Raw genomic sequence first — 24,874 nt, 5'->3', positions numbered from 1 at the left:
GGGCTTTTTTTTGCAGCTATTGTTTACCCATCGCTTTCATCATCAGTGTCAGGAGACACGTACGATGCAACAAAAATGGTTCGTCCATACGCCACGCCTTACGGACTTCGAAGAGTTAACCGACGTATGGGAAGCCTCAGTACGCGCTACCCATGACTTTTTACCTGACAGCTATATCAAGCAATTACGCGACCTGGTCAGAGACCGCTATCTGGATGCCGTGATGCTGATCTGCTGCAAGGACCCGGACTCAAAACGTATTACCGGCTTTGCCGGAGTGGCGGCGGGCAAGGTCGAAATGCTCTTTATCCACCCTGATTACCGTGGCCGGGGCGTTGGCAAGGTACTGCTCAACTACGCCATCCACGAACTGAATGCGCAGCAACTCGACGTCAATGAACAAAACCCGCAGGCCATTGGCTTTTACTTCAAACAAGGCTTTGAAGTGGTCGGGCGCTGTGAAAAAGACGGTATGGGGCAGCCTTATCCGCTGCTGCACCTGCGGTATAAACGCCCAGCGCGCGCATAAGGCAAATGTTGCCGGGCTTAACCGGCGCCAGGCGGGTACAATAGCCGCCCAATTCCATTACGGCCCCTGTCATGTCTGAACCGATACGTCTCTCCAAACGCCTCATCGAACTCGTCGGCTGCTCCCGCCGTGAGGCCGAACTGTTCATTGAAGGTGGCTGGGTCACGGTAGATGGCGAAGTCATCGACGAGCCGCAATTCAAGATCGACAACCAAAAAGTCGAACTGGACCCGCAAGCCAAGGCTACTGCGCCTGAGCCAGTGACCATTTTGCTCAACGCTCCTGCCGGCATTGATACCGACAGCGCCTTGGCATTGATCGGCCCAGAGACCCTGAGCGAAGAGCATCGCTACGGCAAGCGCCCGCTCAAGGGCCATTTCCTGCGCCTGAGCGTTGGTAACGAGCTACAGGCAAACGCCAGCGGTCTTCTGGTGTTTACCCAGGACTGGAAAATCGTGCGCAAGCTGACCGCCGACGCCACCAAGATCGAGCAGGAGTACGTGGTTGAAGTCTCTGGCGAGATGGCACCCCACGGTTTGAACCGGCTCAATCACGGCATGACCTACAAGGGTCGCGAACTTCCAGCTGTTAAAGCCAGCTGGCAGAGTGAAAACCGCCTACGCTTTGCGATGAAAAATCCACAGCCGGGCGTTATTGCTCTGTTCTGCCAGGCCGTCGGCCTGACCGTCATTTCCATGCGCCGGATTCGTATTGGCGGCGTGTCGATGGGCAAGCTGCCTGTCGGCCAATGGCGCTACATGACGACCAAAGAAAAGTTCTAAGCACCGCCCTACCCCGAACATTTCGACACCGCAGCAATGCCTGCGGTGCTCACTGCTGAATATCAGGATTGCCCACATGATTCATAACGACGTACTGCGTAGCGTGCGCTACATGCTCGACATCAGCGACAACAAGGTTGTTGAAATCATCAAGATGGGTGGCCTGGATGTCACCAAAGAAGACGTTCTGACCTACCTGAAAAAAGACGAAGAAGAAGGCTTTGTCCGCTGCCCTGACGAAGTGATGGCTCACTTCCTGGACGGCCTGGTGATTTTCAAGCGCGGCAAGGACGACAGCCGCCCAGCCGTCAAAATTGAAGTGCCGGTGACCAACAACGTCATCCTGAAAAAACTGCGCGTAGCCTTCGAACTCAAGGAAGACGACATGCACGCCATCCTCAAGGCCGCCGAGTTCCCGGTGTCCAAGCCTGAGCTGAGCGCCCTGTTCCGCAAGTTTGGCCACACCAACTACCGCACTTGTGGCGACCAGTTGCTGCGTAACTTCCTGAAAGGTCTGACTCTGCGCGTTCGCGACTGATACACAACTGTCGCCTTTGTAGCCGCTGCCGCAGGCTGCGATAAGATCTGAAAGATCTTCAAGGCTCAATAGACCGGGGCCGCCGCGCAGCCCATCGCAGCCTGCGGCAGCGGCTACAGGGTTTCTTTCGATGACCTACACCGTCTCCCCCATCGGCTTTGTGCGCTCCTGTTTCAAGGAGAAATTCGCCATTCCGCGTCAACCGCAGTTGGCCCCGGCCGCCCGTGGCGTGCTGGAACTGGTCGCGCCGTTCGATCAGGGGGATGCGGTGCAAGGGCTGGAGCAAGTCAGCCATGTCTGGTTGCTGTTTGTGTTCCATCAGGCACTGGAAGACAAACCGCGCCTCAAGGTGCGCCCGCCGCGACTGGGCGGCAACAAGTCCATGGGCGTGTTTGCCACCCGAGCCACCCATCGCCCCAATGGCATCGGCCAATCGGTGGTCAAGCTGGACAAGGTCGAGGCCAATCGCCTGTTTATCTCAGGAATCGACCTGCTCGATGGCACACCGATTCTCGATATCAAACCCTATGTGCCTTACGCCGACATCATCAGCAGCGCCAGCAACAACATGGCCAGCGCTGCGCCAGTGTTGATTCCCGTGCACTGGGCCGATGCAGCCCTGCAACAGGCGCACACACACGCCTTGCGCCTTCAGGAGCCACTGGTGGCGCTGATTGAGCAATGCCTGGCTCAAGACCCACGCCCGGCCTACCAAACGCCTACAGCGGAACGCGAGTACGGCGCGCAGTTTTGGGATCTGGACGTACGCTGGCATTACCCCGAGCCCGGCCTGATCTGTGTGCTTGAAGTCATTACCAAGCAGTGACCTGAAACGCAATGTGGGAGCGAGCCTGCTCGCGATTGTGAAGTGCCAGTCACCGAATGGGTGACTGACAGGTCGTAATCGCGAGCAGGCTCGCTCCCACATTTTTTGATCTGCGTTTGTTACTTCTCTACGAAGGCGCGCTCGATCAGGTAGTCACCCGGCTCGCGCATACGCGGCGAAACTTTCAGGCCGAAGCTGTTGAGCACTTCGCTGGTTTCATCAAGCATGCTCGGGCTGCCGCACAACATGGCGCGGTCGTCCTGCGGGTTGATAGGTGGCAGACCGATGTCGCTGAACAGCTTGCCGCTGCGCATCAGATCGGTCAGGCGGCCTTCGTTCTCGAAAGGCTCACGCGTCACGGTCGGGTAGTAGATCAGTTTTTCACGCAGCGCTTCGCCAAAGAACTCGTTCTGTGGCAAGTGCTCGGTGATGAACTCGCGGTAGGCGACTTCATTGACGTAACGCACGCCGTGGCACAGGATCACTTTTTCGAAACGCTCGTAGGTTTCCGGGTCCTGGATGACGCTCATGAACGGCGCCAGGCCAGTACCCGTGCTCAGCAGGTACAAGTGCTTGCCCGGTTTCAAATCGTCAAGCACCAGAGTGCCTGTCGGTTTTTTGCTGATGATGATCTCATCGCCTTCCTTCAAATGCTGCAACTGGGAAGTCAGCGGGCCATCAGGCACCTTGATGCTGAAGAACTCCAGATGCTCTTCCCAGTTAGGGCTGGCAATTGAATACGCGCGCATAAGCGGACGGCCGTTGGGCTGCTGCAGGCCGATCATCACGAACTGACCGTTCTCAAAGCGCAGGCCCGGGTCGCGGGTGCACTTGAAGCTGAACAGGGTGTCGTTCCAGTGATGAACACTGAGGACACGTTCGTGGTTCATGTTGCTCATGTACGGGGCTCCTAAATTCGCCTGCGCTGACTATGGGCGCGATTGCATAGCATTCTAATGGCGACGACAATATCTGTTAACTGAATTATTAAGATAAGGGTTATCGGTTATATCGATATGCGATTTACACTCAGACAACTTCAGGTGTTCGTTACCGTCGCCCAACAAGAGAGCGTGTCTCGCGCTGCCGGTTTGTTGGCCCTTTCACAATCAGCTGCCAGTACCTCGATCACCGAGCTCGAACGCCAAACCAGCTGCCAGCTGTTCGACCGTGCAGGCAAGCGTTTAAGCCTTAACGCCCTTGGCCGTCAGTTGCTGCCACAGGCTGTCGCCTTGCTGGATCAGGCCAAGGAAATCGAAGACCTGCTTAACGGCAAGTCCGGCTTTGGCTCACTGACCGTGGGCGCAACACTGACCATCGGCAACTACCTGGCGACCCTGCTGATCGGCAGCTTTATGCAGGCGCACCCTGAAAGCCAGGTCAAGCTGGTGGTTCAAAACACAGCTCATATCGTGCAACAAGTTGCCCACTACGAAATTGACTTGGGTCTGATCGAAGGCGATTGTGCGCACCCGGATATCGAAGTGCAGAGCTGGGTCGAGGATGAACTGGTGGTGTTCTGCGCCCCGCAGCATCCGCTGGCCGCTCGTGGCTACGCGACGCTGGAAGAGCTGACCCGTGAGGCGTGGATCCTGCGCGAACAAGGCTCGGGCACCCGTCTGACGTTTGATCAGGCCATGCGCCATCACCAAACAGCGCTCAATATTCGACTGGAGCTGGAACACACCGAGGCGATCAAGCGCGCCGTGGAGTCAGGCCTGGGCATTGGCTGCATCTCGCGCCTGGCGTTGCGCGACGCCTTCCGACGCGGCAGCCTGGTGGCCGTGGAAACTCCCGATCTGGACCTGGCCCGGCAGTTTTTCTTTATCTGGCACAAAAAGAAGTACCAGACGTCCGCCATGCGCGAATTTCTGGAGCTGTGCCGCGCTTTCACCGCAGGGGTTCAGCGCAGCGACGAGATCGTACTGCCGACAATCGCTTAAAGCAGAATCAATGCCCACACCACGGCGATCATGGTCAGCACTACAAACTGGGCGGCGCTCCCCATGTCCTTGGCGTTTTTGGACAGCGGGTGCAGGTCCAGGGAGATGCGATCAACCACCGCCTCGATCGCCGAGTTCAGCAACTCGACAATCAGGGCCAACAGGCATACCGCGATCAGCAGCGCGCGCTCTACCCGGCTGACATTCAGAAAGAAGCTCAGGGGGATCAGAATCACGTTAAGCAGTACCAACTGTCGAAATGCCGCTTCACCGGTAAAGGCTGCGCGCAAACCGTCCAGCGAATAACCGCCTGCATTCAAAATCCGTTTAAATCCGGTTTTACCCTTAAAAGGCGACATAGGTAGGCAACTGCGCAAAAAATGAGAAAGGGACGCTAGTTCACGCTTTGTCAAAAAAGCGTGAAGACCGGCAATTTAATGGCTGGAAATTGATTCAAGTTGCTGCAAGAGTAGCGCGGCCTGGGTGCGAGTGCGAACCCCCAGCTTGCGGAAAATTGCCGTTACGTGTGCCTTGATCGTCGCTTCGGAAACGCTCAACTCATAGGCGATCTGCTTGTTCAGCAAACCTTCACAGACCATGGTCAACACCCGAAACTGCTGGGGTGTGAGACTGGCCAGGCCTTCACTGGCCGCTTTGGCCTCGGCCGACACCTGAACATCCTCAAACGCCTGAGGCGGCCACGACACATCACCGTCCAGCACAGCACGCACGGCTTTTTGAATGTCTTCCAGTGAGCTCGACTTAGGAATGAACCCGCTGGCGCCAAACTCGCGCGAACGCACCATGATGGAGGCTTCTTCCTGGGCCGATACCATGACAACCGGAATTTGCGGGTACTGACCACGCAGCAATACCAGCCCGGAAAAACCGTAAGCACCCGGCATGTTCAAATCGAGCAGTACCAGATCCCAATCAGCCTTTATCGCCAGCTGTGTTTCAAGCTCGGCAATACTGGCGACCTCAACCAAGCGAACATCAGAACCCAGCCCAAGGCTCACAGCCTGGTGCAGGGCACTGCGAAACAGCGGATGGTCGTCGGCAATCAGGATTTCGTATGTGGCCATTTTTTAAATGATCCTGTTTTTCAGGCGAGCCCTGATCAATTCCAGGACTCGCTAAGGCAACTCGAGCAACAGTTCAAAGACTGCGCGTCAAAGGGCGCGATTTACGCTAAACGTCGGCAAATATAAGCGTTTTAGCAGCAGCTGCAGCCGAATCGGCGCCAAGCATGCCCAGCGAAACTGGGGTGGTCAAGTTGAAAACCTGACGCCCGGGTCCAACCAGAAGCTATCACAGCGCCATCATCCAAAGTTAACCGTGGCGCTCACTTACATCTGTTCGAAAATTGTATCGCTACTTCTTTAGTCTATTGAGCCCGATTCCGGGGAAGGTCTTTTACAAAAACGCCCAGTTCCTGGTGCGCCACACTGAGTTCATTCATCGGCAATTGATTCTTGGCGTCCAGGTAATGCTGGCTGAACACGTCGAAATAGGCATCCAGCGCGCTTGAGGCCTGGGTATCACCTGCCAGATCAAGACACAGGCTGGCCACTTCGGCGGTACACAAATGTTCGCTGCGCGTGGAGCGGCGCAAGCGGTAACGCGAGAGCCTCTCCGGCAGCAGGCTCAAGATCGGCAAGCTATCGAAATACGGGCTTTTGCGAAAAATCTTGCGCGCTTCTGTCCAGGTTGCGTCGAGCAGAATAAAGAGCGGCCGCTTGCTGCTGTCCAGATCCACGGTGTGCGTTACTCGCTCAGGAGCGACGTACTCACCGGGAAACACCAGATACGGCTGCCACTGCGGATCGGACAGCAAGGCGAGCAAGCCATCATCGGTTTCGGTTCGTGACCAGATAAAAGCAAAGTTGTCGCTCACTACATCAGCGATCAACCAGCCCGTATTACTGGGTTTGAACACTTCCTTTTTAGTCATGACCAGGCACACACCCGAGCGCGCACTGACCTGAGGCCGCCAACTGCACAGGCAGTGGCTTTCGATCACGCGACAGGTATGGCAACGCGGAGCACGTGAGCCACGCGCCAGGTAGGGCTTGGTGCTCTCCTCTTCACGCTCGTCTCGCAAACGGGCTACAGCATTCGGGGAAAAGGTAGTCAGGGTCATGGATTTTTACTTAAAGGCGCCGAGCGTCCATTCGCCAGGGTTGGCGCAAGAACGGATTCACAAGAGATAGGCGTGAAGTTTAACAGAGGCTCAGTACCGGGGCGCGAATCCATGACCTTTGGCATTTCCTGACAGGTCATGCTGACCTATACTCCCGCGCCACTGAACGCACAGGTATGTGGCCGGTCTAAGCCTGCGTCACTGAAATCAGGAGAGTTTCATGCTGCGCCATATCATTCCCACCGTCGCACTTATGCTCGCGCTACCTTTGGGCGCACAAGCCGCCTCTCTGAAAGACTTCGAGCTGAACAAAACGCTGCTCAAGGTTGCCGAGAAAAGCAATGAGGGAAAACCGCGGGCAATCAATGCCGACCTGCTGGACAAGGGCTTTACCGTCGACGGCACTGTTCTGATCAACAATCTGGAGGCCAGCCCGACTTTGGCGGCCCAGATACGCTCCAACCCTGAAGAGACTGTCCCGCAACTGGGTCGCAGTGTGTGCAGCAACGCCGGTTTCCGCACCCTGATGGCTCAGGGCGCCACGCTGCGCTACAGCTTCAAGGAATACAAGACCAACAGCCAGGTCCTGACCCAGGATTTCCGAGCTGAAAACTGCCAGCGCAAAAAGTAACCTCCCCTGACACGCCGTACCCGGTACGGCGTGCGCCCCTCCCCTGCCTCACTTCGTGCCGGTCTCTGGCCAAACTTCATGTATCTCAGGCAATTAGCTATTGCCAGCCAAGACATCCCGGGACCATCATCGAAGCATCATGGTGACACTCTGTGTCTCTGCGCCGCCCCACGTTACGGCGCCTTCAAGGATGTTGTGCAGAAGGAGAAGTACATGCCAGACCAATCCAATGACACCCTGACGCTGTATTTCCAGGAGCAGGGACTGGATCTTGCTCATGAAGTAGACGAACAACTGCAACGGGTTGCACCCGACAGCCCTAACCGGGCGCTTTACCGAGAGATGCTGCTAACCGTGTTGCGCATGGCCCACGACGACTTTGATCGCTGGAACGCCAAAATCACCCTGCAAGCCATCCGCGAACTCGAAAAAACCTTTCGAACCCTGGAGCAGTTCAAGGGGCAACGAAAAGTCACGGTCTTCGGCTCGGCAAGAACGCCGGTCGAACACCCGCTGTATGCACTGGCCAGGGAAATGGGGGCCGTGCTGGCCAAATCAGACATGATGGTCATCACTGGCGGCGGCGCCGGCATCATGGCCGCAGCCCATGAAGGTGCAGGCCTGGCCCATAGCCTGGGGTTCAACATCACCTTGCCGTTTGAACAACGGGCCAACCCCACCATCAACGGCACCGCCAATGTGCTGTCGTTCCACTTCTTCTTTACCCGCAAACTGTTTTTCACCAAGGAAGCGGACGCTCTGGTGATGTGCCCGGGGGGCTTTGGCACGCTGGACGAGGTGCTTGAGGTGCTGACGCTAATGCAGACCGGCAAAACCCCGTTGGTACCGGTGGTTCTACTGGATGTTCCCGGCGGTAGATTTTGGCAGAGTGCGCTGGACTTCATTCACGACCAACTGGAAGCCAACCAGTACATCCTGCCCAACGATTTGAAGTTGATGCGCCTGGTGCATAGCGCCGAAGAGGCCCTTGATGAAATCAACCAGTTCTATAGCAACTTCCATTCAAGCCGCTGGCTGAATAAAACCTTTGTGATCCGCATGAAGCGGCCAATCAGCGTGCAGGCACTTAAGGAGATACAGCACAGTTTTGCCGATATTTGCCTGAGTGACGGGTACCATCAACAGGAGTACTGCCACTTTGAGCATGACGACCCCAAACTCAACCACCTGACCTGCCTGGGCTTTGCATTCAGTGGGCGCAATCAGGGGCGGTTACGCGAACTGGTCGATTTTATCAACCAGCCACAGAACTGGGCGGCGGCCGACAATGTGGCGGCGCCAGCACAGCGTGTGCCGGTGGCAGACTGAAAGCTCAGCCATGTAACCGCTGACGAGTAGAACGAGGCTGCGATCGGTTGCGCAGCGACCGCCAATTGAGCTACGGGTTTGCCAGGTATATCGCTGCGCCTGGCTTTACGGCGGCTTCGCCGCCGGAAGCAGCCTCGTTCCTGCGACAGCGCCTACAGGTGCAAATCAGACAGGGGTTTCAGTCGTCAAACTCTCGGCCGCTCAGCAAGCGGCCGATCATTTCAAGCGAGTACCCCCGATAGCTCAGGAAGCGCCCTTGGCGAGCACGTTCCTTGGCATCTGCAGGTAATTGACCGGCAAACTTGCGGCGCCAGGTGTCTTCCAACAGTTCTTGCCAGTTGAAGCCACACTCGCGCAACGCCTCTTCAATATCTCCACGCGCCAAGCCGCGCTGACCAAGCTCTTCACGAATACGCAAAGGGCCATAGCCTGAACGGGAACGGTAGTTGATAAAGCTTTCTAGGTAGCGCGACTCCGACAACAATCCCTCTTCCGTTAAACGGTCAAGGGCAGCGTCGATCATGTCGGGGCAAGCTCCGCGCTGACGCAACTTGCGCGTCAGCTCGACTCGACCGTGCTCGCGTCGCGCGAGCAGGTCCATTGCAGTTCGTCGCACCGCGACGGGGGTATCCAGGACGGCAATCATGGTAGCTATCAGTTATTGCCGTCGGTCGCGCTTTCCATTTCTTCGGCTTCAGCCAGTGCAGCAGCTTCTTTCGCAGCCTTGCTCAGTTTTGGCATGACTTTGATCTCTGCCAGCTCAGCGTCGGTCTTTGGCCCCAGCAGCTTCTCGCGCAGTTGCTTCTCTAGCGCGTCCTTGACCTCTGGATTGTCGTCCAGGAACTTGGCGGAGTTGGCCTTGCCCTGACCGATCTTGCTACCGTTGTAGCTGTACCAGGCACCGGCTTTTTCAACGAAGCCATGCAATACGCCCAGGTCGATCATCTCGCCATTCAGGTAGATACCCTTGCCGTACAGGATCTGGAATTCAGCCTGACGGAACGGTGGAGCCACCTTGTTCTTGACCACTTTGACGCGGGTTTCGCTGCCCACCACCACATCGCCTTCTTTCACGGCGCCGGTGCGGCGGATATCCAGACGTACCGAAGCGTAGAACTTCAGCGCGTTACCACCGGTGGTGGTTTCCGGGCTGCCGAACATCACGCCGATTTTCATCCGGATCTGGTTGATGAAGATAACCAGGCAGTTGGCGTTTTTGATGTTGCCGGTGATTTTACGCAGCGCTTGCGACATCAGACGGGCTTGCAGGCCAACGTGGGTATCACCCATGTCGCCTTCGATTTCAGCTTTTGGCGTGAGTGCAGCCACGGAGTCGATGATGATCACGTCAACCGCATTGGAACGCACCAGCATGTCGGTAATTTCCAGTGCCTGCTCGCCGGTGTCAGGCTGGGAAACCAGCAGGTCATCGACGTTTACACCCAGCTTGGCCGCGTATTCAGGGTCAAGGGCGTGTTCGGCATCGACGAAGGCACAGGTAGCACCGAGTTTTTGTGCTTGGGCAATCACGGACAGGGTGAGTGTGGTTTTACCCGAAGACTCTGGACCGTAGATTTCAACAATACGGCCTTTTGGCAGACCGCCAATGCCCAGCGCGATGTCCAGACCCAGCGAACCGGTCGAGATCGCCGGTACGGCCTGACGCTCCTGGTCGCCCATCAGCATCACGGCACCCTTGCCGAATTGACGTTCGATCTGACCCAAGGCCGCAGCCAAGGCTTTCTTCTTGTTGTCGTCCATTAAAGTCCTCTCGTAATCAATAAGGCCTGACGGCCGATAACTGTATAAGTAGCCAGTATTATTCCACAGGGTTAAACGAACGCCTACCCCTGATTTTTTATTTCTCGTACCGTTCGGCGTATTAAGCCTTCCAGGGCAGCAATCACCGTTTGCTGACGCACCTCATCGCGGTCACCCGGGAAGTGTCTGCACTCGCTCGATACTTCATCGCCAGCACCCCATGCCAGCCAGACAGTGCCGATAGGCTTTTGCGGCGAACCGCCGCCCGGGCCGGCCACGCCACTCACCGCCACGGCAAATCGCGCCCCGCTTTGCGCTTGCGCGCCGCGCACCATCGCCTCGACCACCTCGCGACTAACCGCTCCAACCTGCGTGAACAGCGGCTCGGGAACATTCAGCTGCCTGGTTTTTTGCCGGTTGGAATAGGTCACAAAGCCTGCTTCAAACCAGGCAGAACTGCCCGCAATGCGCGTAATGGCTTCTGCAATACCGCCACCGGTGCAGGACTCTGCCGTTGTCACCTGGGCATTAAGAGCATGCAAGTGCTGCCCAAGTTCAGCCGCGAGTTGATATATTGGGTTCACGGTCCTCTCCTGATGGGACGGGTTAGCGCCATAACCTACACCAAAAAAGCCCTGCCTACGGATCGATCCGCGAGTCGCCGCCCGCACCGTCAACCCCGAGCTTCCTGGCAACCCAACGCTGATACAGGCTGATGGCCGCATCTGCGCCGGCCAGCGCAGTCAGACAACCCAGGGCGCCGGCCGCCAACATGGACATCCCGGCCGAGTACAGCAGCATGAATGTAGAAACACCGCACACCATGCACGCCCCCGAACGCAGCGCCAGCCGCCGCACCAGCAACCATCCGCTCGCACCATCCTTGTCCGCCCGCCACATCTCACCAAAAATGCCGCCCACCAAGGCCAGAAGGATGACCAGTAAAACCGGCATTTCCAGCAACACTTGCGGCTCATTAATCATGTCATCACTCCTGAGTTCTTATTTGATAAGCGCCAATTTCTGGCCTGGCTGTAGCGTCACATCCCTGCTCGAGCGCCATCGTTGACCGTTATGCAACAAAGACTATGCATGTATGGATATACAGTCAATGCACTGATGCATATATTTATTCGAGCTGTCCTCTCAAGCCAGCAAAATGGCCAAAAACAGTACGAAAGATCTTTTTAATGGCGAAAAAAAACCCACTGCTACGTGGGCTTTTCTCAAAAATGGACGTTAGCGGGCGTACATGCCCCACCAAAAAACATGACCGAGGATCACAAGCTGCTCATCCTCCAGATCGTTGTAGGCGTAATCCTCATCCGGGAACTCATCCCGGTTGAAGCTGCGCAAACGGAGACCGGCCGCCAGCCGATACAGCTGTTTAACCCGTAACTGACCGTTGTGATTGACCGCATACAGGTCGCCATCGATGACCTCGTCCAGGGTGCGCTTACCGGCATTGACCCCCACCGTCGCACCGTCTCGCAACACCGGCAGCATGCTGTCCCCACGCACGGTCACGCACTTGGCGTGATCAAACTCGACACCGTTGTGGCGCAGGCTGCGCTTGCCGAAACGCAGCTTGGCGCGATCGCTTTCCTCAATGGCAAAACGCCCGGAACCCGCTGCCAGTTCGACCTGGCGCAAGAACGGGATGGACACCTCATCATCCGCCACCGGCGTATCGTCATCCCATAGGCAAATGTCGCGCAGCTCAGGGTGAAGGTACTCGGTTTCAGGCGCTGCGGGCGCACGAACGTCATCCCGGCCGCGCAAGCGATCGGTACTGATGTTGAAATACTCAGCGATCCTGGAAATATGCCTGTCGGAAGGATCGACAATTTTGCCGCTCAAGATGCGAGAGAGCGTGGACTGCGGCACCCCGGTGCTCCGGTGCAGCGCCATGGCACTGATCTTGTGGCGCACAAGCAGCGCTTTGAGGACGGTAGAAACAGTTCGTTTGGACATGGCGGGAATAGTGCTGGCCGTGTTTATCGATGGCAAATGCTATTTCTTCTATTTATAGCAACGCGTCAGCACAGGGGGCTGACATGTTAACCTTGCGTCCATTGCGAAAACCTCAGGCTACGCGCCTGCCTTCCCCCCACTTATGAACGAATCCGCCCAAGTCCTGATGAGCAAAAATACCTCCGACCTGTCCTCACACACGCCGATGATGCAACAGTACTGGCGCCTGAAGAACCAGCACCCTGATCAGCTGATGTTCTATCGCATGGGCGATTTCTACGAAATCTTCTACGAAGACGCGAAGAAAGCCGCCAAGTTGCTGGATATCACGCTCACGGCACGTGGGCAGTCTGCAGGGCAGGCGATCCCGATGTGCGGGATTCCTTACCATGCGGCTGAAGGCTATCTGGCCAAGCTGGTAAAGCTTGGCGAATCGGTGGTGATTTGCGAACAGGTCGGCGATCCGGCAACCAGCAAAGGCCCGGTTGACCGCCAGGTAGTGCGCATCATCACCCCGGGCACGGTCAGTGACGAGGCGTTGATGGATGAGCGCCGCGACAACCTGATTGCCGCCGTACTGGGGGACGAACGCCTGTTTGGCCTGGCCGTTCTGGACATTACCAGCGGCAACTTCTCGGTACTTGAAATCAAGGGCTGGGAAAACCTGCTGGCCGAACTGGAGCGCATCAACCCGGTTGAGCTGATGATCCCGGATGACTGGCCCCAAGGCCTGCCCGCCGAGAAACGCCGTGGCGTTCGGCGCCGTGCGCCGTGGGACTTTGAGCGCGACTCGGCGCTTAAAAGCCTGTGCCAGCAATTCTCGACCCAAGACCTTAAAGGCTTCGGCTGCGAAAACCTGACCCTGGCCATTGGCGCTGCCGGCTGCCTGCTCAGTTATGCCAAGGAAACCCAGCGTACCGCCCTGCCCCATTTGCGCAGCCTGCGCCATGAGCGCCTGGACGACACAGTGGTGCTCGACGGCGCCAGCCGACGCAACCTGGAGCTGGACACCAACCTGGCCGGCGGTCGCGACAACACCTTGCAGTCCGTGGTCGACCGTTGCCAGACATCAATGGGCAGCCGCTTGCTGACCCGCTGGTTGAACCGTCCGCTGCGCGACTTGAGCGTCCTGTTGGCCCGCCAGTCGTCGATCACTTGTTTGCTGGACGGCTATCGCTTCGAAAAGCTGCAGCCACAGCTCAAGGAAATCGGCGATCTTGAGCGGATTCTGGCCCGTATCGGCCTGCGCAATGCCCGCCCCCGCGACCTGGCACGCCTGCGCGATGCCTTGAACGCGCTGCCTGAACTGCAAGACGCGATGATCGGGCTCGAAGCACCGCACCTGCAGCAACTGGCCACACTCACCAGCACCTACCCCGAGCTGGCGGCCTTGCTGGAAAAAGCAATCAACGACAACCCGCCCGCAGTGATCCGGGATGGCGGCGTGCTGAAGACCGGCTATGACGCCGAACTCGATGAGTTGCAGTCGCTGAGCGAAAACGCCGGTCAGTTCCTGATCGATCTGGAAGCCCGCGAAAAAGCCCGCACCGGCCTGGCCAACCTCAAGGTCGGTTACAACCGGGTACACGGCTACTTTATCGAGCTGCCGAGCAAGCAGGCCGAGCAGGCACCGGCTGATTACATCCGCCGCCAAACGCTCAAGGGCGCTGAACGCTTTATCACCCCGGAGCTGAAAGCCTTCGAAGATAAAGCCCTGTCAGCCAAAAGCCGGGCCCTGGCCCGCGAGAAGATGCTTTACGAAGCCCTGCTCGAAGAAATGATCGGCCACCTGGCGCCGCTGCAAGACACCGCCGCCGCACTGGCCGAGCTGGATGTGCTGAGCAATCTGGCTGAACGTGCCCTGAACCTGGACCTGAACTGCCCGCGCTTTGTCGACGAACCGTGCATGCGCATCAGCCAGGGTCGCCACCCGGTGGTCGAGCAAGTGCTTACCACACCGTTTGTGGCCAACGACCTGGCGCTGGATGACAACACCCGCATGCTCGTGATCACCGGTCCGAACATGGGCGGTAAATCGACCTACATGCGCCAAACCGCTTTGATCGTATTGCTGGCGCATATCGGCAGTTTTGTGCCGGCGGCCAGCTGTGAGCTGTCGCTGGTTGACCGCATCTTTACCCGGATCGGCTCCAGCGATGATCTGGCGGGCGGGCGCTCGACCTTTATGGTCGAAATGAGCGAAACCGCCAATATCCTGCACAACGCCACGGACCGCAGCCTGGTGCTGATGGATGAAGTGGGTCGCGGCACCAGCACCTTCGACGGTCTGTCGCTGGCCTGGGCTGCGGCAGAACGTCTCGCCCAGTTGCGCGCCTACACCTTGTTTGCCACGCACTACTTCGAATTGACGGTACTGCCCGAAAACGAGCCGCTGGTTGCCAACGTGCACTTGAGCGCCACCGAACACAATGAGCGCATCGTGTTCCTGCACCATGTACTGCCTGGCCCGGCGAGCCAGAGCTATGGCCTGGCCGTGGCCCAGTTGGCGGGGGTTCCAGCCAATGTCATCACCCGTGCCCGCGAGCATTTGAGCCGCCTGGAAACCACCAGCCTGCCTCACGAAGTACCGCGCCCGGTACCCGGCAAGAAGGCTGCACCGCAGCAAAGTGATATGTTTGCCAGCCTGCCTCACCCGGTGCTGGATGACCTGTCCAAGCTTGATCTGGACAATATGACGCCACGTAAAGCGCTTGATTTGCTCTACACATTAAAGACACGCCTATAAAAGCTGCTAGAATCGCGCGCGGTTCGGGATGCTATGGCCTTTTAGCCTGGTCTGTAGATATCACTCCCGAACCCGGCGAACCCGACCTGGAAGGGCTTCGCTGCCGCCGCCTGAGGAGAGAACTAGAAATGACCTTCGTCGTCACCGACAACTGCATCAAGTGCAAGTACACCGACTGCGTAGAAGTCTGTCCGGTGGACTGCTTTTACGAAGGCCCGAACTTCCTGGTGATTCACCCGGATGAGTGCATTGACTGCGCGCTTTGTGAGCCTGAATGCCCTGCACAGGCGATCTTCTCTGAAGATGAAGTGCCTGCGGACATGCAAGAGTTTATTCAGTTGAATGTTGAGCTGGCTGAAATCTGGCCAAACATCACTGAGAAGAAAGACGCTCTGCCGGACGCGGAAGAGTTTGATGGCGTGAAAGGCAAGATCAAAGATCTGGAACGCTGATTCACGCTGCAGCAAAAAGCCCCGCGAGGGGCTTTTTGCGTTTTGGGGGTAGACGAAAACCTGTAGCCGCTGTCGAGCTCAGCGAGGCTGCGACCGGGTGCGCAGCGCCCGTAAATCCTGAGCCCCCAATGAATCTGCTAAACCGTGGTTTCTGGTTTTCGACTGCTGCGCAGCCGATCGCAGCCATCGTGCCTCGGCAGCGGCTACAGGAACTGTGCTCAACCGCTGATTTCGCAACCCGTGGCCGCTTTCAGCTCTTCAAGGCTGACGCCCGCTGCCAGCTCAACCAGCTTGAGCCCCTGCTCGGTCACGTCCAGCACCGCCAGATCGGTGATGATCCGATCAACCACACCCACACCGGTCAGTGGCAAGTCACACTGCTTGAGCAGCTTATGGGTACCGCCTTTGGCGGTGTGCTCCATCAGCACCACCACGCGCTTGACCCCGGCCACCAGGTCCATAGCGCCACCCATGCCCTTGACCATCTTGCCCGGGATCATCCAGTTGGCCAGGTCGCCCTTCTCGGAAACCTGCATGGCACCAAGGATCGACAGGTTGATATGACCGCCACGGATCATCGCGAACGAGTCGGCGCTGTTGAAAAAACTGCTGCCAGGCAAAGTGGTAATGGTCTGCTTACCGGCGTTGATCAGATCCGCATCGACTTCATTTTCCGTCGGAAACGGGCCAATACCGAGCAGGCCGTTTTCACTTTGCAGCCACACATCCATGCCTTCTGGAATGTAATTGGCTACCAGAGTCGGCAAGCCAATGCCGAGGTTGACGTAAAAACCGTCCTGCAGTTCTTGGGCGGCGCGGTGCGCCATTTCTTCTCGAGTCCAGGCCATGGTCAGGCGCTCCGCACGGTGCGTTGTTCGATGCGTTTTTCCGGGGTGGCGTTGAGTACCAGCCGCTGTACGTAAATCCCGGGCAAATGAACCTGATCAGGCTCGATTTCGCCGATCTCGACGATTTCTTCCACTTCCACCACACAGATCCTGGCCGCCATGGCCGCCAGCGGGTTGAAGTTGCGTGCGGTTTTGTTGAACAGCAGGTTGCCGGACTTATCGGCTTTCCAGGCCTTGACCAGCGCCACATCGGCGCGCAGTGAGCGCTCCATGACGTACCACTCGCCATCGAACTCGCGGGTCTCCTTACCTTCAGCCACCAACGTGCCGTAACCGGTCTTGGTGTAAAACGCGGGAATGCCCGCCCCGCCCGCCCGCAGTTTTTCCGCGAGGGTGCCCTGGGGGGTGAACTCCAGCTCAAGCTCGCCGGCCAGGTACTGGCGCTCGAACTCTTTGTTCTCGCCCACGTAGGAAGAAATCATTTTGCGGATCTGACGCGTCGTCAGCAGTTGCCCCAAGCCGAAACCGTCAACCCCGGCGTTGTTACTGATCACCGTCAGCTCGCGCTTGCCGGTATCACGCAAGGCCGCAATCAGCGCCTCCGGAATCCCGCACAACCCAAAACCGCCCACCGCCAGGGTCATGCCGTCTTCGATCAGCCCCTGCAAGGCAGATTCAGCACTCGAGTAAATCTTGTTCACTTGTTAGTCCTCGAATTCTCCACGACACACAACACCATCGCGGTCTGTTTGCTTTAGTCGAAAGAGGACAAATGTCTTGGCAGTCGCCCGCTCCCCGATTTTGGCCGCTCTGGTCATGCCAGAGCCTTGCTCAAGTGTAGGGGAAGCAAACGCAGGAGAGATTGATTGAGAAAAATAACGAAGAAAGATGCTCTATGTCAGCAGCTCGATACCTCCCTTGGCTTAGGCTGATTAACCAAAGGTTGTAGGAGGCTTCACGAAACGATAACAATTTAGCTACAAAATACTTAGCTCGCTAACTTTAAACCCGCTTACCAGACGTATATAAAGGCCGTCGGGCATCGAATGGCCAAGAAGGCAAAATCTTCACTCGCCTTATCCCTTGAGCCTACTAGACTCCCTTTCGAATATCGCCGCGGATTAGCAGCGCAGGGCTGAATCGCAACATGTCCAGCCCCGTATCGACCCAGGACTCAGCCTCCTTGAAAAGCTCGAAAGTATTGGGAACCAGCAGCCATTGCCCGAGTATTCCGTCGATATAGGCGTGCAAGGATATAGCGGCCCGGCGAACGTCAAGCGTCTCGGGGAGCTGTTGACGATGTATGGCATTGCTCAGGGCAAGCTCGATCCTGTTGTTGCAATCGACCATCGCAACCTGGCGCTGAGCCCGTAAATCACACATTTCGTCAGTGAATTCGCACTTATGAAACAAAATTTCATTGATACGCCGGGTTTTTGGATCAATGGCAACCTGGCGGAACAAGTGAATCAACAGTTGGCGCATGCAGCCGAGCGGATCAACCTCGTTCTCACTTTCACTGGCTTTGGCCATTTCATCCAACGGCTCATGCAGGCTGTCGAGCATGGCTTGAACCAGCTCGGCCTTGTTGCTGAAGTGCCAGTAAATTGCACCACGGGTGACACCCGCCAACGCGGCAATATCAGCCAGAGTCGTGCGCGCAACACCCCGCTCATAAAAGGCCTGTTCAGCTGCTTCGAGGATTTTGCTCCGTGTCTCAAGAGCTTCTTCTTTGGTACGACGCGCCATGGCAATAAAAACCTCAATCAGGAGGATTCGGGCAACTTCGGTCACACGCCCGGATCAACATCGGGTGGCGTTTGTTATGCCTTATCCCGGCCTACTACATGCTTAAAAAAGGGCTCTGCAGTTCGTGGCGAGACATGCCCTCGCTATTTACAAACATACACGAATGTAAGTATATTCCTTAGCAAGCTATTTATCCACCCGGAACAGCTTTCTTTACCCTTCCACTATTCTTGTGCGCTTTCGCGTGCCTGACCCGAGGATCTTCATGCAATTCAAGCCAGCTGTTACCGCTCTGGTTGCTGCCATCGCCCTAGCTTCGCTGCTCAGCGGATGCAAAAAGGAAGAGGCAGCACCTGCCCCGCAAATCCCTCAGGTCGGCGTCGTGACGCTGAAAACCCAGCCTTTCACCTTAACGACCGACCTTCCAGGTCGCACCGCGTCTTACCGCTCTGCGGAAGTTCGCCCACAGGTAAACGGCATTATTCTCAAGCGTCTGTTCAAAGAAGGCAGCGATGTCAAAATTGGCCAGCAGCTGTACCAGATCGACCCGGCTATCTATGAAAGTGCCGTACTGAGTGCACGCGCCACACTGCAATCGGCCAAATCCCTGGCTGATCGCTACAAGCAACTGGTCGCAGAGCAAGCCGTAAGCCGTCAGGAATACGACAACGCCGAGTCCGCACGCCTTGAAGCCGAAGCCGCACTGAACACCGCTCAGGTCAACCTGCGTTACACCAAGGTTCTGGCACCGCTGACCGGCCGCATTGGTCGTTCGCTGTTCACTGAAGGCGCACTGGTAACCAGTGGCCAGGCGAACGCATTGGCCGTGATCACCCAACTGGACCCGATCTACGTTGACGTGACCCAGTCCTCGGTAGAAATGCTCGAGCTGCGCCGCGATCTGGCTGATGGCCGCTTGAAGAAAGCCGGTGAAAACGCCGCCAAGGTCAAGCTGACCCTGCCCGATGGCAGTGAGTACGCACAGGAAGGCCGCCTGGAATTCTCCGAAGTGTCGGTTGATGAAACCACCGGTTCCGTGACCTTGCGCGCTGTGTTCCCGAACCCGGACGAGATCCTGTTGCCTGGCATGTTTGTTCACGCACAACTGGAAGCGGGTATCGACAGCAATGCGATCCTGGCCCCTCAAATTGGCGTGACTCACAACCTCAAGGGCCAGCCAACGGCCTTGATCGTGGGCCCGGACAACAAGGTTGAGCTGCGAGTGCTTCAGGCTTCGCGCACCGTGGGCAGCAACTGGCTGGTAGAAAAAGGCCTGAACGCCGGTGATCGTCTGATTACAGACGGCCTGCAGTTCATCAAGCCTGGTGTTGAAGTCAAGATCATGGACAAGCCACAAGGCGAAACCCCGGCATCTGCCCCGGCAACAGACAAAGCTGCAGGCAGTAAAGGGGAGTAAACCATGTCGAAATTTTTTATCGACCGTCCGATTTTCGCTTGGGTAATTGCCCTGGTGATCATGCTGGTCGGGGCTCTATCGATCCTCAAGCTTCCGATCAACCAGTACCCGAGCATCGCACCACCGGCCATTTCTATCTCCGTGACCTACCCGGGCGCTTCGGCGCAAACCGTGCAGGACACCGTGGTTCAGGTGATCGAGCAGCAGCTCAACGGTATTGACCACTTGCGCTATGTGTCTTCGGAAAGTAACTCCGACGGCAGCATGAGCATCACCGCCACGTTCGAGCAAGGCACAGACCCTGACACCGCTCAGGTTCAGGTGCAGAACAAGCTCAACCTGGCGACCCCACTGCTGCCTCAAGAGGTTCAGCAGCAAGGTATCCGCGTTACCAAGGCAGTGAAAAACTTCCTGATGGTAATCGGTGTGGTGTCCGAAGACGGCAGCATGAACAAGGACGACTTGTCGAACTACATCGTCTCCAACATGCAGGACCCGATCTCCCGTACCGAAGGTGTGGGCGACTTCCAGGTGTTCGGTGCCCAGTACGCCATGCGTATCTGGCTCGACCCGGTCAAGCTGAACAAGTACAACCTGACCCCGGTGGATGTGAAATCTGCCATCGCAGCACAGAACGTACAGGTGTCCTCCGGGCAACTGGGCGGCCTGCCTGCCGTCCAAGGTCAGGAACTGAACGCGACCATCATCGGCAAAACCCGTCTGCAAACCGCAGAAGAGTTCAAGAAGATACTGCTCAAGGTCAACACCGACGGTTCCCAGGTACGCCTGAGTGATGTCGCCGATGTGGCTCTGGGTGGTGAAAACTACAGCGTCAGCGCGCAATTCAACGGCAAGCCGGCTTCAGGTATTGCGATCAAACTGGCCCCGGGCTCCAACGCCCTGGACACGGCAAAAGCATTGCGTGAAACCATCAACGGCCTGGAACCCTTCTTCCCTGAAGGCATGAAAGTCGTTTACCCCTACGACACCACACCCGTGGTTTCGGCATCGATCGAAGGTGTAGTTCATACCCTGGTCGAGGCCGTAGTACTGGTATTCCTGGTGATGTTCCTGTTCCTGCAGAACTTCCGCGCCACCATCATCACCACGATGACCGTGCCGGTGGTATTGCTCGGTACCTTCGGGATCCTGGCTGCAGCAGGCTTCAGCATTAACACCCTGACCATGTTCGGTATGGTTCTGGCCATCGGCTTGCTGGTGGACGATGCCATCGTTGTGGTTGAAAACGTTGAGCGGGTGATGTCCGAAGAAGGACTGCCACCTAAAGAAGCCACCAAGAAATCCATGGAGCAGATCCAGGGAGCTCTGGTGGGTATCGCGCTGGTGCTGTCGGCCGTATTGCTGCCAATGGCGTTCTTCAGCGGTTCCACGGGCGTGATCTACCGTCAGTTCTCGATCACCATTGTTTCGGCGATGGGCCTGTCGGTACTGGTTGCCCTGATCTTCACCCCGGCCCTGTGCGCCACCATGCTCAAGCCTATCCAGAAGGGCGATCACGGTGAGAACAAGCGCGGGTTCTTCGGCTGGTTCAACCGTACCTTCGACAATGGCGTGAAACGCTATGAAAAAGGTGTCGGCAGCATCCTGCGTCACAAGGCACCGTACCTGCTGGCTTACGTCCTGATTGTGGTCGGCATGGTGTTCCTGTTTACCCGTATCCCTACCTCCTTCCTTCCGGAAGAAGACCAGGGCGTACTGTTTGCACAGGTTCAAACCCCGGCAGGCACCACTGCCGAGCGCACTCAGCAGGTGGTCGACCGGATGCGCGAATACCTGCTGTCTGAAGAGTCCGGCGCGGTGTCTTCGGTGTTTACCGTAAACGGCTTCAACTTTGCCGGTCGCGGTCAGAGCTCTGGCCTGGCGTTTATCATGCTCAAGCCATGGGGCGAGCGTGATGCGCAAAACAGCGTATTTGCGTTGGCGGCACGGGCTCAAAAGGAATTTTCGAGCTACCGCGATGCAATGGTGTTTGCCTTTGCCCCGCCTGCCGTAATGGAGCTGGGTAACGCCACCGGTTTTGACGTTTACCTGCAAGACCGTTCCGGTATCGGTCACGAGAAGCTGATGGCTGCCCGTAACCAGTTCCTGGGGATGGCCGCTCAAAGCAAGGTCCTGGCGGGCGTACGTCCGAACGGTCTGAACGATGAACCGCAGTACAAATTGCTGATTGACGATGAAGCTGCTCGCGCCCTGGGCGTCAGCATTTCGGACATCAACAACACCCTGTCCATCGGCCTGGGTGCCAGCTATGTAAACGACTTCATCGATCACGGTCGGGTTAAAAAGGTTTTCCTGCAAGGCGAAGCTGACTCGCGGATGAACCCCGAAGACCTGAAGAAGTGGTATGTGCGCAACGACCAGGGAACCATGGTGCCGTTTTCGGCCTTCGCCAAGGGCGAATGGATCTATGGCCCACCCAAGCTGTCGCGTTACAACGGCGTAGAAGCCATGGAAATCCTCGGCGCTCCGGCACCGGGTTACACCAGCGGTCAAGCCATGGCTGAAGTCGAAGCCCTGGCCAAAAAGCTGCCTGCAGGCGTGGGTATTTCCTGGACGGGCCTGTCTTACGAGGAACGTCTGTCAGGTTCGCAAGCACCTGCCCTGTACGCTATTTCCTTGCTGATGGTTTTCCTCTGCCTTGCAGCTCTGTACGAAAGCTGGTCGATCCCGATTGCGGTCATGTTGGTGGTGCCTCTGGGGATTATCGGTGCGCTTATGGCCACCAGTCTGCGAGGGTTGTCCAACGACGTGTACTTCCAGGTGGGCTTGCTCACAACCATCGGTCTGGCATCGAAAAACGCCATTCTGATCGTCGAGTTTGCCAAGGAGCTGCATGAACAGGGACGAAGTCTGGCCGATGCCGCGATCGAGGCGTGCCGCATGCGTCTGCGTCCGATCATCATGACCTCGCTGGCGTTTGTACTGGGTGTTGTTCCGCTGGCGATCTCCACGGGTGCAGGCTCGGGTAGCCAGCACGCTATTGGTACGGGTGTTATCGGTGGCATGATCACCGCAACCGTATTGGCCGTGTTCTGGGTGCCATTGTTCTTTGTAGCCGTCTCCTCCATTGGCCGCGGCAAGGACAAAGACAAAGACTCAGAGAAAAAAGTGGACCTGACTAAAACTCCAAATCAAGAGGCTGGCCAATGAGCAAGTCGCTTCTCGCAGTAGCTGTCGCCGCGTTTACGCTGGGCGGCTGCTCGCTGATCCCCGACTACCAGCGCCCTGAAGCGCCGGTAGCGGCGCAGTACCCGCAAGGCCCGGCCTACTCGCCAACCGAGGCGGCCAACAAGGCCGCTGCAGAACAAGGCTGGCGTCAGTTTTTCCTGGACCCGGCCCTGCAGCAGCTTATTCAGACTGCTTTGATCAACAACCGTGACCTGCGTGTCGCTGCACTGAACATCGACGCCTATGCCGCGCAGTACCGCATTCAGCGGGCCGATCTGTTCCCGGCTGTTTCGGCCAATGGCAGTGGCAGCCGTCAACGCACTCCGGCGCGCATGTCGCAAACCGGCGAATCGGGCATCAGCAGCACTTACTCGGCGACCCTTGGGGTCAGCGCGTATGAGTTGGACCTGTTCGGCCGTGTTCGCAGCCTGAGCGACCAAGCGTTGCAGAACTACTTTGCAACCGAAGAAGCCCGCCGCAGCACCCAGATCAGTCTGGTAGCCAGTGTCGCCAATGCCTACTTGACCTGGCAGGCTGACAAAGAGCTGCTTAAGCTGACCGAAGACACCCTCAAGACGTTCGATGAGAGCTACAAGCTCACCTTGCGCAGCAATGAAGTGGGTGTGGCCTCGGCTCTGGACGTGAGCCAGTCGCGTACCTCGGTGGAAAACGCCAAGGTCCAGTTGGCCAGGTACACCCGTCAGGTGGCTCAAGATCAGAACAGCCTGGCGCTGTTGCTCGGCACCGCCATCCCGGACACCCTGCCAGCGGCCAAACCGCTGGCGGCCGACCTGTTGAGCGAAGTACCGGCGGGCTTGCCGTCGGACTTGCTGCAACGTCGTCCGGACATCCTGGAAGCCGAGCACAAGTTGTTGGCCGCTAACGCCAACATCGGTGCGGCACGGGCAGCGTTCTTCCCGAGCATCAGCCTCACGGCCAATGCCGGGACCTTGAGCCCTGACCTGTCGGGTCTGTTCAAGGGCGGTTCGGGCACCTGGCTGTTCTCGCCGCAAATCAACCTGCCGATCTTTAACGCAGGGGCTTTGCGCGCCAGCCTGGACTACTCGAAAATCCAGAAAGAAATCACCGTTTCCCAGTACGAGAAAACGATCCAGACCGCATTCCAGGAAGTCTCCGACGGCCTGGCAGCGCGTCAGACCTACAACCAGCAGTTGCAGGCACAAACCGATTTCGTCAACGCCAACCAGGATTACTACCGGTTAGCCGAGCGTCGTTATCGGATTGGCATCGACAGCAACCTGACCTTCCTCGATGCACAGCGCTCGTTGTTCAGCGCGCAGCAATCGTTGATCACCGATCGTCTTTCGCAGCTGACCAGTGAAGTCACGTTGTACAAGGCATTAGGTGGCGGCTGGTTCGAACAGACCGGGCAAGATCGCCCTGTTTCGGATCAGCCTCCAAAGGCTTGATGCATACCGGTTAAACAACAAACCCGCCAATAGGCGGGTTTGTTGTTTATATGCTGCCCGTTTTGTAGCCGCTGAGGAGCGCAGCGAGGCTGCGACGGGGTGCGCAGCAGCCCTGGTTTTTGAAGGCCCTTCGGTCCTTATCGCAGCCTCGTACCTCGGCAGCGGCTACAGGATCGCGGCGGCATCAAACCCGCGACTCAACCCCCAACTCATCCCACACCGACTCTGCCAGGTGGAACGTGGCATTGGCCGCCGGGATGCCGCAATAGATAGCGCTCTGCATGATCACTTCCTTGATCTCGGCACGGGTCACCCCGTTGTTTGCTGCCGCTCGCAGGTGCAGTTTGAGCTCTTCATTTCGATTCATGCCGATCAGCATCGCGATGGTAATCAGGCTGCGGGTATGGCGCGCCAAACCCGGGCGGGTCCAGATATCACCCCAGGCGTGGCGGGTGATCATTTCCTGGAACTCGCTGTTGAATTCGGTCAGGGCGTTGAGGCTGCGATCAACATGGGCATCACCCAGCACTGCACGGCGTACTTGCATGCCTTCGTCGTAACGTTGTTTTTCGTCCACAAAAAATCCC

General features: G+C 57.3%; 25 protein-coding genes. 12 read left to right on the top strand and 13 right to left on the bottom strand.

Annotation, left to right across the window (positions count from 1 at the left end):
• The first annotated feature begins 64 nt into the window (after positions 1-64).
• The 4 genes from BLW11_RS09500 to tsaA all read left to right on the top strand — a co-directional run bounded on the left by BLW11_RS09500 (position 65) and on the right by tsaA (position 2,675).
• Positions 65-529 carry a GNAT family N-acetyltransferase gene (locus tag BLW11_RS09500; protein WP_048358951.1) on the top strand — a complete coding sequence of 155 codons (465 nt, stop codon included), beginning with the start codon at positions 65-67 and terminating at the stop codon, positions 527-529.
• A gap of 71 nt (positions 530-600) precedes the next feature.
• Positions 601-1,311: an rRNA pseudouridine synthase gene (locus tag BLW11_RS09495; RefSeq protein WP_048358952.1), complete on the top strand. Its 711-nt coding sequence runs from the start codon at positions 601-603 to the stop codon at positions 1,309-1,311.
• Positions 1,312-1,387: 76 nt separating this feature from the next.
• On the top strand, positions 1,388-1,849 hold the full coding sequence (locus tag BLW11_RS09490) for a YehS family protein (protein WP_048358953.1): 462 nt from the start codon (positions 1,388-1,390) through the stop codon (positions 1,847-1,849).
• A 130-nt stretch (positions 1,850-1,979) separates the two neighbouring features.
• Positions 1,980-2,675 (top strand): tRNA (N6-threonylcarbamoyladenosine(37)-N6)-methyltransferase TrmO, encoded by a 696-nt coding sequence (gene tsaA, locus BLW11_RS09485; protein ID WP_048358954.1) that lies wholly within the window; start codon positions 1,980-1,982, stop codon positions 2,673-2,675.
• Between the two features lie 119 nt (positions 2,676-2,794).
• Here the strand turns inward: tsaA and fpr are convergent, their stop codons facing one another.
• Positions 2,795-3,574: a ferredoxin-NADP reductase gene (fpr, locus tag BLW11_RS09480; RefSeq protein WP_019827846.1), complete on the bottom strand. Its 780-nt coding sequence runs from the start codon at positions 3,572-3,574 to the stop codon at positions 2,795-2,797.
• A 117-nt stretch (positions 3,575-3,691) separates the two neighbouring features.
• Here fpr and BLW11_RS09475 point away from each other — a divergent pair, with 117 nt between their 5' ends.
• Positions 3,692-4,618: a LysR family transcriptional regulator gene (locus BLW11_RS09475; RefSeq protein WP_048358955.1), complete on the top strand. Its 927-nt coding sequence runs from the start codon at positions 3,692-3,694 to the stop codon at positions 4,616-4,618.
• Here the strand turns inward: BLW11_RS09475 and BLW11_RS09470 are convergent.
• From BLW11_RS09470 to BLW11_RS09460, 3 genes are all read right to left on the bottom strand, one after another.
• Positions 4,615-4,977 (bottom strand): diacylglycerol kinase, encoded by a 363-nt coding sequence (locus tag BLW11_RS09470; RefSeq protein ID WP_048358956.1) that lies wholly within the window; start codon positions 4,975-4,977, stop codon positions 4,615-4,617. The genes BLW11_RS09475 and BLW11_RS09470 overlap by 4 nt on opposite strands.
• A gap of 75 nt (positions 4,978-5,052) precedes the next feature.
• Entirely contained in the window at positions 5,053-5,703 is a 651-nt protein-coding gene (erdR, locus tag BLW11_RS09465) for a response regulator transcription factor ErdR (protein ID WP_048358957.1), read from the bottom strand.
• Between the two features lie 302 nt (positions 5,704-6,005).
• Positions 6,006-6,761: a tRNA-uridine aminocarboxypropyltransferase gene (locus BLW11_RS09460; protein ID WP_048358958.1), complete on the bottom strand. Its 756-nt coding sequence runs from the start codon at positions 6,759-6,761 to the stop codon at positions 6,006-6,008.
• 220 nt (positions 6,762-6,981) lie between these two features.
• Between BLW11_RS09460 and BLW11_RS09455 the strand changes: the two genes are divergently transcribed.
• Both BLW11_RS09455 and BLW11_RS09450 read left to right on the top strand, forming a co-directional pair.
• Entirely contained in the window at positions 6,982-7,392 is a 411-nt protein-coding gene (locus tag BLW11_RS09455; protein WP_048358959.1) for a PA3611 family quorum-sensing-regulated virulence factor, read from the top strand.
• 213 nt (positions 7,393-7,605) lie between these two features.
• Positions 7,606-8,721 (top strand): LOG family protein, encoded by a 1,116-nt coding sequence (locus tag BLW11_RS09450; protein ID WP_048358960.1) that lies wholly within the window; start codon positions 7,606-7,608, stop codon positions 8,719-8,721.
• Positions 8,722-8,899: 178 nt separating this feature from the next.
• Here the strand turns inward: BLW11_RS09450 and recX are convergent, their stop codons facing one another.
• The 5 genes from recX to BLW11_RS09425 all read right to left on the bottom strand — a co-directional run bounded on the left by recX (position 8,900) and on the right by BLW11_RS09425 (position 12,465).
• Positions 8,900-9,367, bottom strand: a complete 468-nt coding sequence (gene recX / locus BLW11_RS09445; RefSeq protein ID WP_048358961.1) for a recombination regulator RecX — start codon at positions 9,365-9,367, stop codon at positions 8,900-8,902.
• Positions 9,368-9,375: 8 nt separating this feature from the next.
• Positions 9,376-10,482 (bottom strand): recombinase RecA, encoded by a 1,107-nt coding sequence (gene recA / locus BLW11_RS09440; protein WP_048358962.1) that lies wholly within the window; start codon positions 10,480-10,482, stop codon positions 9,376-9,378.
• 83 nt (positions 10,483-10,565) lie between these two features.
• Positions 10,566-11,066 carry a CinA family protein gene (locus tag BLW11_RS09435; RefSeq protein ID WP_048358963.1) on the bottom strand — a complete coding sequence of 167 codons (501 nt, stop codon included), beginning with the start codon at positions 11,064-11,066 and terminating at the stop codon, positions 10,566-10,568.
• A gap of 55 nt (positions 11,067-11,121) precedes the next feature.
• Positions 11,122-11,466, bottom strand: a complete 345-nt coding sequence (locus tag BLW11_RS09430) for a phage holin family protein (RefSeq protein WP_048358964.1) — start codon at positions 11,464-11,466, stop codon at positions 11,122-11,124.
• Between the two features lie 255 nt (positions 11,467-11,721).
• The gene (locus BLW11_RS09425) at positions 11,722-12,465 is read right to left on the bottom strand and encodes an XRE family transcriptional regulator (RefSeq protein ID WP_088500140.1); all 744 of its coding nucleotides are present in this window, start codon (positions 12,463-12,465) and stop codon (positions 11,722-11,724) included.
• A 157-nt stretch (positions 12,466-12,622) separates the two neighbouring features.
• Here BLW11_RS09425 and mutS point away from each other — a divergent pair, with 157 nt between their 5' ends.
• Positions 12,623-15,202 (top strand): DNA mismatch repair protein MutS, encoded by a 2,580-nt coding sequence (mutS, locus tag BLW11_RS09420; protein ID WP_048359520.1) that lies wholly within the window; start codon positions 12,623-12,625, stop codon positions 15,200-15,202.
• A gap of 128 nt (positions 15,203-15,330) precedes the next feature.
• Positions 15,331-15,654: a ferredoxin FdxA gene (fdxA, locus tag BLW11_RS09415; RefSeq protein WP_003443045.1), complete on the top strand. Its 324-nt coding sequence runs from the start codon at positions 15,331-15,333 to the stop codon at positions 15,652-15,654.
• Between the two features lie 218 nt (positions 15,655-15,872).
• Here the strand turns inward: fdxA and BLW11_RS09410 are convergent, their stop codons facing one another.
• The 3 genes from BLW11_RS09410 to BLW11_RS09400 all read right to left on the bottom strand — a co-directional run bounded on the left by BLW11_RS09410 (position 15,873) and on the right by BLW11_RS09400 (position 18,251).
• Positions 15,873-16,502, bottom strand: a complete 630-nt coding sequence (locus BLW11_RS09410) for a CoA transferase subunit B (protein WP_048358965.1) — start codon at positions 16,500-16,502, stop codon at positions 15,873-15,875.
• A gap of 2 nt (positions 16,503-16,504) precedes the next feature.
• On the bottom strand, positions 16,505-17,203 hold the full coding sequence (locus tag BLW11_RS09405; RefSeq protein WP_048358966.1) for a CoA transferase subunit A: 699 nt from the start codon (positions 17,201-17,203) through the stop codon (positions 16,505-16,507).
• Between the two features lie 391 nt (positions 17,204-17,594).
• Positions 17,595-18,251, bottom strand: coding sequence for a TetR family transcriptional regulator (locus BLW11_RS09400; RefSeq protein WP_048359521.1), 657 nt, complete (start codon positions 18,249-18,251; stop codon positions 17,595-17,597).
• Between the two features lie 265 nt (positions 18,252-18,516).
• Here BLW11_RS09400 and BLW11_RS09395 point away from each other — a divergent pair, with 265 nt between their 5' ends.
• From BLW11_RS09395 to BLW11_RS09385, 3 genes are read left to right on the top strand one after another with little or no spacing between them, the layout of a single operon-like run.
• Complete coding sequence (locus tag BLW11_RS09395; RefSeq protein ID WP_048358967.1) at positions 18,517-19,668, top strand: efflux RND transporter periplasmic adaptor subunit; 1,152 nt, start codon at positions 18,517-18,519, stop codon at positions 19,666-19,668.
• 3 nt (positions 19,669-19,671) lie between these two features.
• Positions 19,672-22,839 carry an efflux RND transporter permease subunit gene (locus BLW11_RS09390; protein ID WP_048358968.1) on the top strand — a complete coding sequence of 1,056 codons (3,168 nt, stop codon included), beginning with the start codon at positions 19,672-19,674 and terminating at the stop codon, positions 22,837-22,839.
• The gene (locus BLW11_RS09385; protein ID WP_048358969.1) at positions 22,836-24,287 is read left to right on the top strand and encodes an AdeC/AdeK/OprM family multidrug efflux complex outer membrane factor; all 1,452 of its coding nucleotides are present in this window, start codon (positions 22,836-22,838) and stop codon (positions 24,285-24,287) included. Before BLW11_RS09390 ends, BLW11_RS09385 begins: the two co-directional genes overlap by 4 nt.
• A 184-nt stretch (positions 24,288-24,471) precedes the next feature.
• Here the strand turns inward: BLW11_RS09385 and pcaC are convergent, their stop codons facing one another.
• Positions 24,472-24,864 (bottom strand): 4-carboxymuconolactone decarboxylase, encoded by a 393-nt coding sequence (pcaC, locus tag BLW11_RS09380; protein ID WP_048358970.1) that lies wholly within the window; start codon positions 24,862-24,864, stop codon positions 24,472-24,474.
• Between the last annotated feature and the right edge of the window lie 10 nt (positions 24,865-24,874).

Origin of the sequence: Pseudomonas deceptionensis, from assembly GCF_900106095.1 — a bacterium.
Taxonomy (GTDB): Bacteria; Pseudomonadota; Gammaproteobacteria; order Pseudomonadales; family Pseudomonadaceae; genus Aquipseudomonas; species Aquipseudomonas deceptionensis.
This window is presented reverse-complemented; position numbering and strand designations above follow the sequence as displayed.

What these genes read in the sequence shown, in the direction of transcription:
- BLW11_RS09390 (WP_048358968.1), top strand. Translation starts at nt 19,672, where the DNA reads ATGTCGAAATTTTTTATCGACCGTCCGATTTTCGCTTGGGTAATTGCC.
- BLW11_RS09475 (WP_048358955.1), top strand. Translation starts at nt 3,692, where the DNA reads ATGCGATTTACACTCAGACAACTTCAGGTGTTCGTTACCGTCGCCCAA.
- recA (WP_048358962.1), bottom strand. Translation starts at nt 10,482, where the DNA reads ATGGACGACAACAAGAAGAAAGCCTTGGCTGCGGCCTTGGGTCAGATC.
- erdR (WP_048358957.1), bottom strand. Translation starts at nt 5,703, where the DNA reads ATGGCCACATACGAAATCCTGATTGCCGACGACCATCCGCTGTTTCGC.
- recX (WP_048358961.1), bottom strand. Translation starts at nt 9,367, where the DNA reads ATGATTGCCGTCCTGGATACCCCCGTCGCGGTGCGACGAACTGCAATG.
- BLW11_RS09450 (WP_048358960.1), top strand. Translation starts at nt 7,606, where the DNA reads ATGCCAGACCAATCCAATGACACCCTGACGCTGTATTTCCAGGAGCAG.
- BLW11_RS09500 (WP_048358951.1), top strand. Translation starts at nt 65, where the DNA reads ATGCAACAAAAATGGTTCGTCCATACGCCACGCCTTACGGACTTCGAA.
- BLW11_RS09395 (WP_048358967.1), top strand. Translation starts at nt 18,517, where the DNA reads ATGCAATTCAAGCCAGCTGTTACCGCTCTGGTTGCTGCCATCGCCCTA.
- mutS (WP_048359520.1), top strand. Translation starts at nt 12,623, where the DNA reads ATGAGCAAAAATACCTCCGACCTGTCCTCACACACGCCGATGATGCAA.
- BLW11_RS09430 (WP_048358964.1), bottom strand. Translation starts at nt 11,466, where the DNA reads ATGATTAATGAGCCGCAAGTGTTGCTGGAAATGCCGGTTTTACTGGTC.
- BLW11_RS09490 (WP_048358953.1), top strand. Translation starts at nt 1,388, where the DNA reads ATGATTCATAACGACGTACTGCGTAGCGTGCGCTACATGCTCGACATC.
- BLW11_RS09455 (WP_048358959.1), top strand. Translation starts at nt 6,982, where the DNA reads ATGCTGCGCCATATCATTCCCACCGTCGCACTTATGCTCGCGCTACCT.
- BLW11_RS09460 (WP_048358958.1), bottom strand. Translation starts at nt 6,761, where the DNA reads ATGACCCTGACTACCTTTTCCCCGAATGCTGTAGCCCGTTTGCGAGAC.
- tsaA (WP_048358954.1), top strand. Translation starts at nt 1,980, where the DNA reads ATGACCTACACCGTCTCCCCCATCGGCTTTGTGCGCTCCTGTTTCAAG.
- BLW11_RS09410 (WP_048358965.1), bottom strand. Translation starts at nt 16,502, where the DNA reads ATGGCCTGGACTCGAGAAGAAATGGCGCACCGCGCCGCCCAAGAACTG.
- fdxA (WP_003443045.1), top strand. Translation starts at nt 15,331, where the DNA reads ATGACCTTCGTCGTCACCGACAACTGCATCAAGTGCAAGTACACCGAC.
- BLW11_RS09385 (WP_048358969.1), top strand. Translation starts at nt 22,836, where the DNA reads ATGAGCAAGTCGCTTCTCGCAGTAGCTGTCGCCGCGTTTACGCTGGGC.
- BLW11_RS09495 (WP_048358952.1), top strand. Translation starts at nt 601, where the DNA reads ATGTCTGAACCGATACGTCTCTCCAAACGCCTCATCGAACTCGTCGGC.
- fpr (WP_019827846.1), bottom strand. Translation starts at nt 3,574, where the DNA reads ATGAGCAACATGAACCACGAACGTGTCCTCAGTGTTCATCACTGGAAC.
- BLW11_RS09400 (WP_048359521.1), bottom strand. Translation starts at nt 18,251, where the DNA reads ATGGCGCGTCGTACCAAAGAAGAAGCTCTTGAGACACGGAGCAAAATC.
- BLW11_RS09470 (WP_048358956.1), bottom strand. Translation starts at nt 4,977, where the DNA reads ATGTCGCCTTTTAAGGGTAAAACCGGATTTAAACGGATTTTGAATGCA.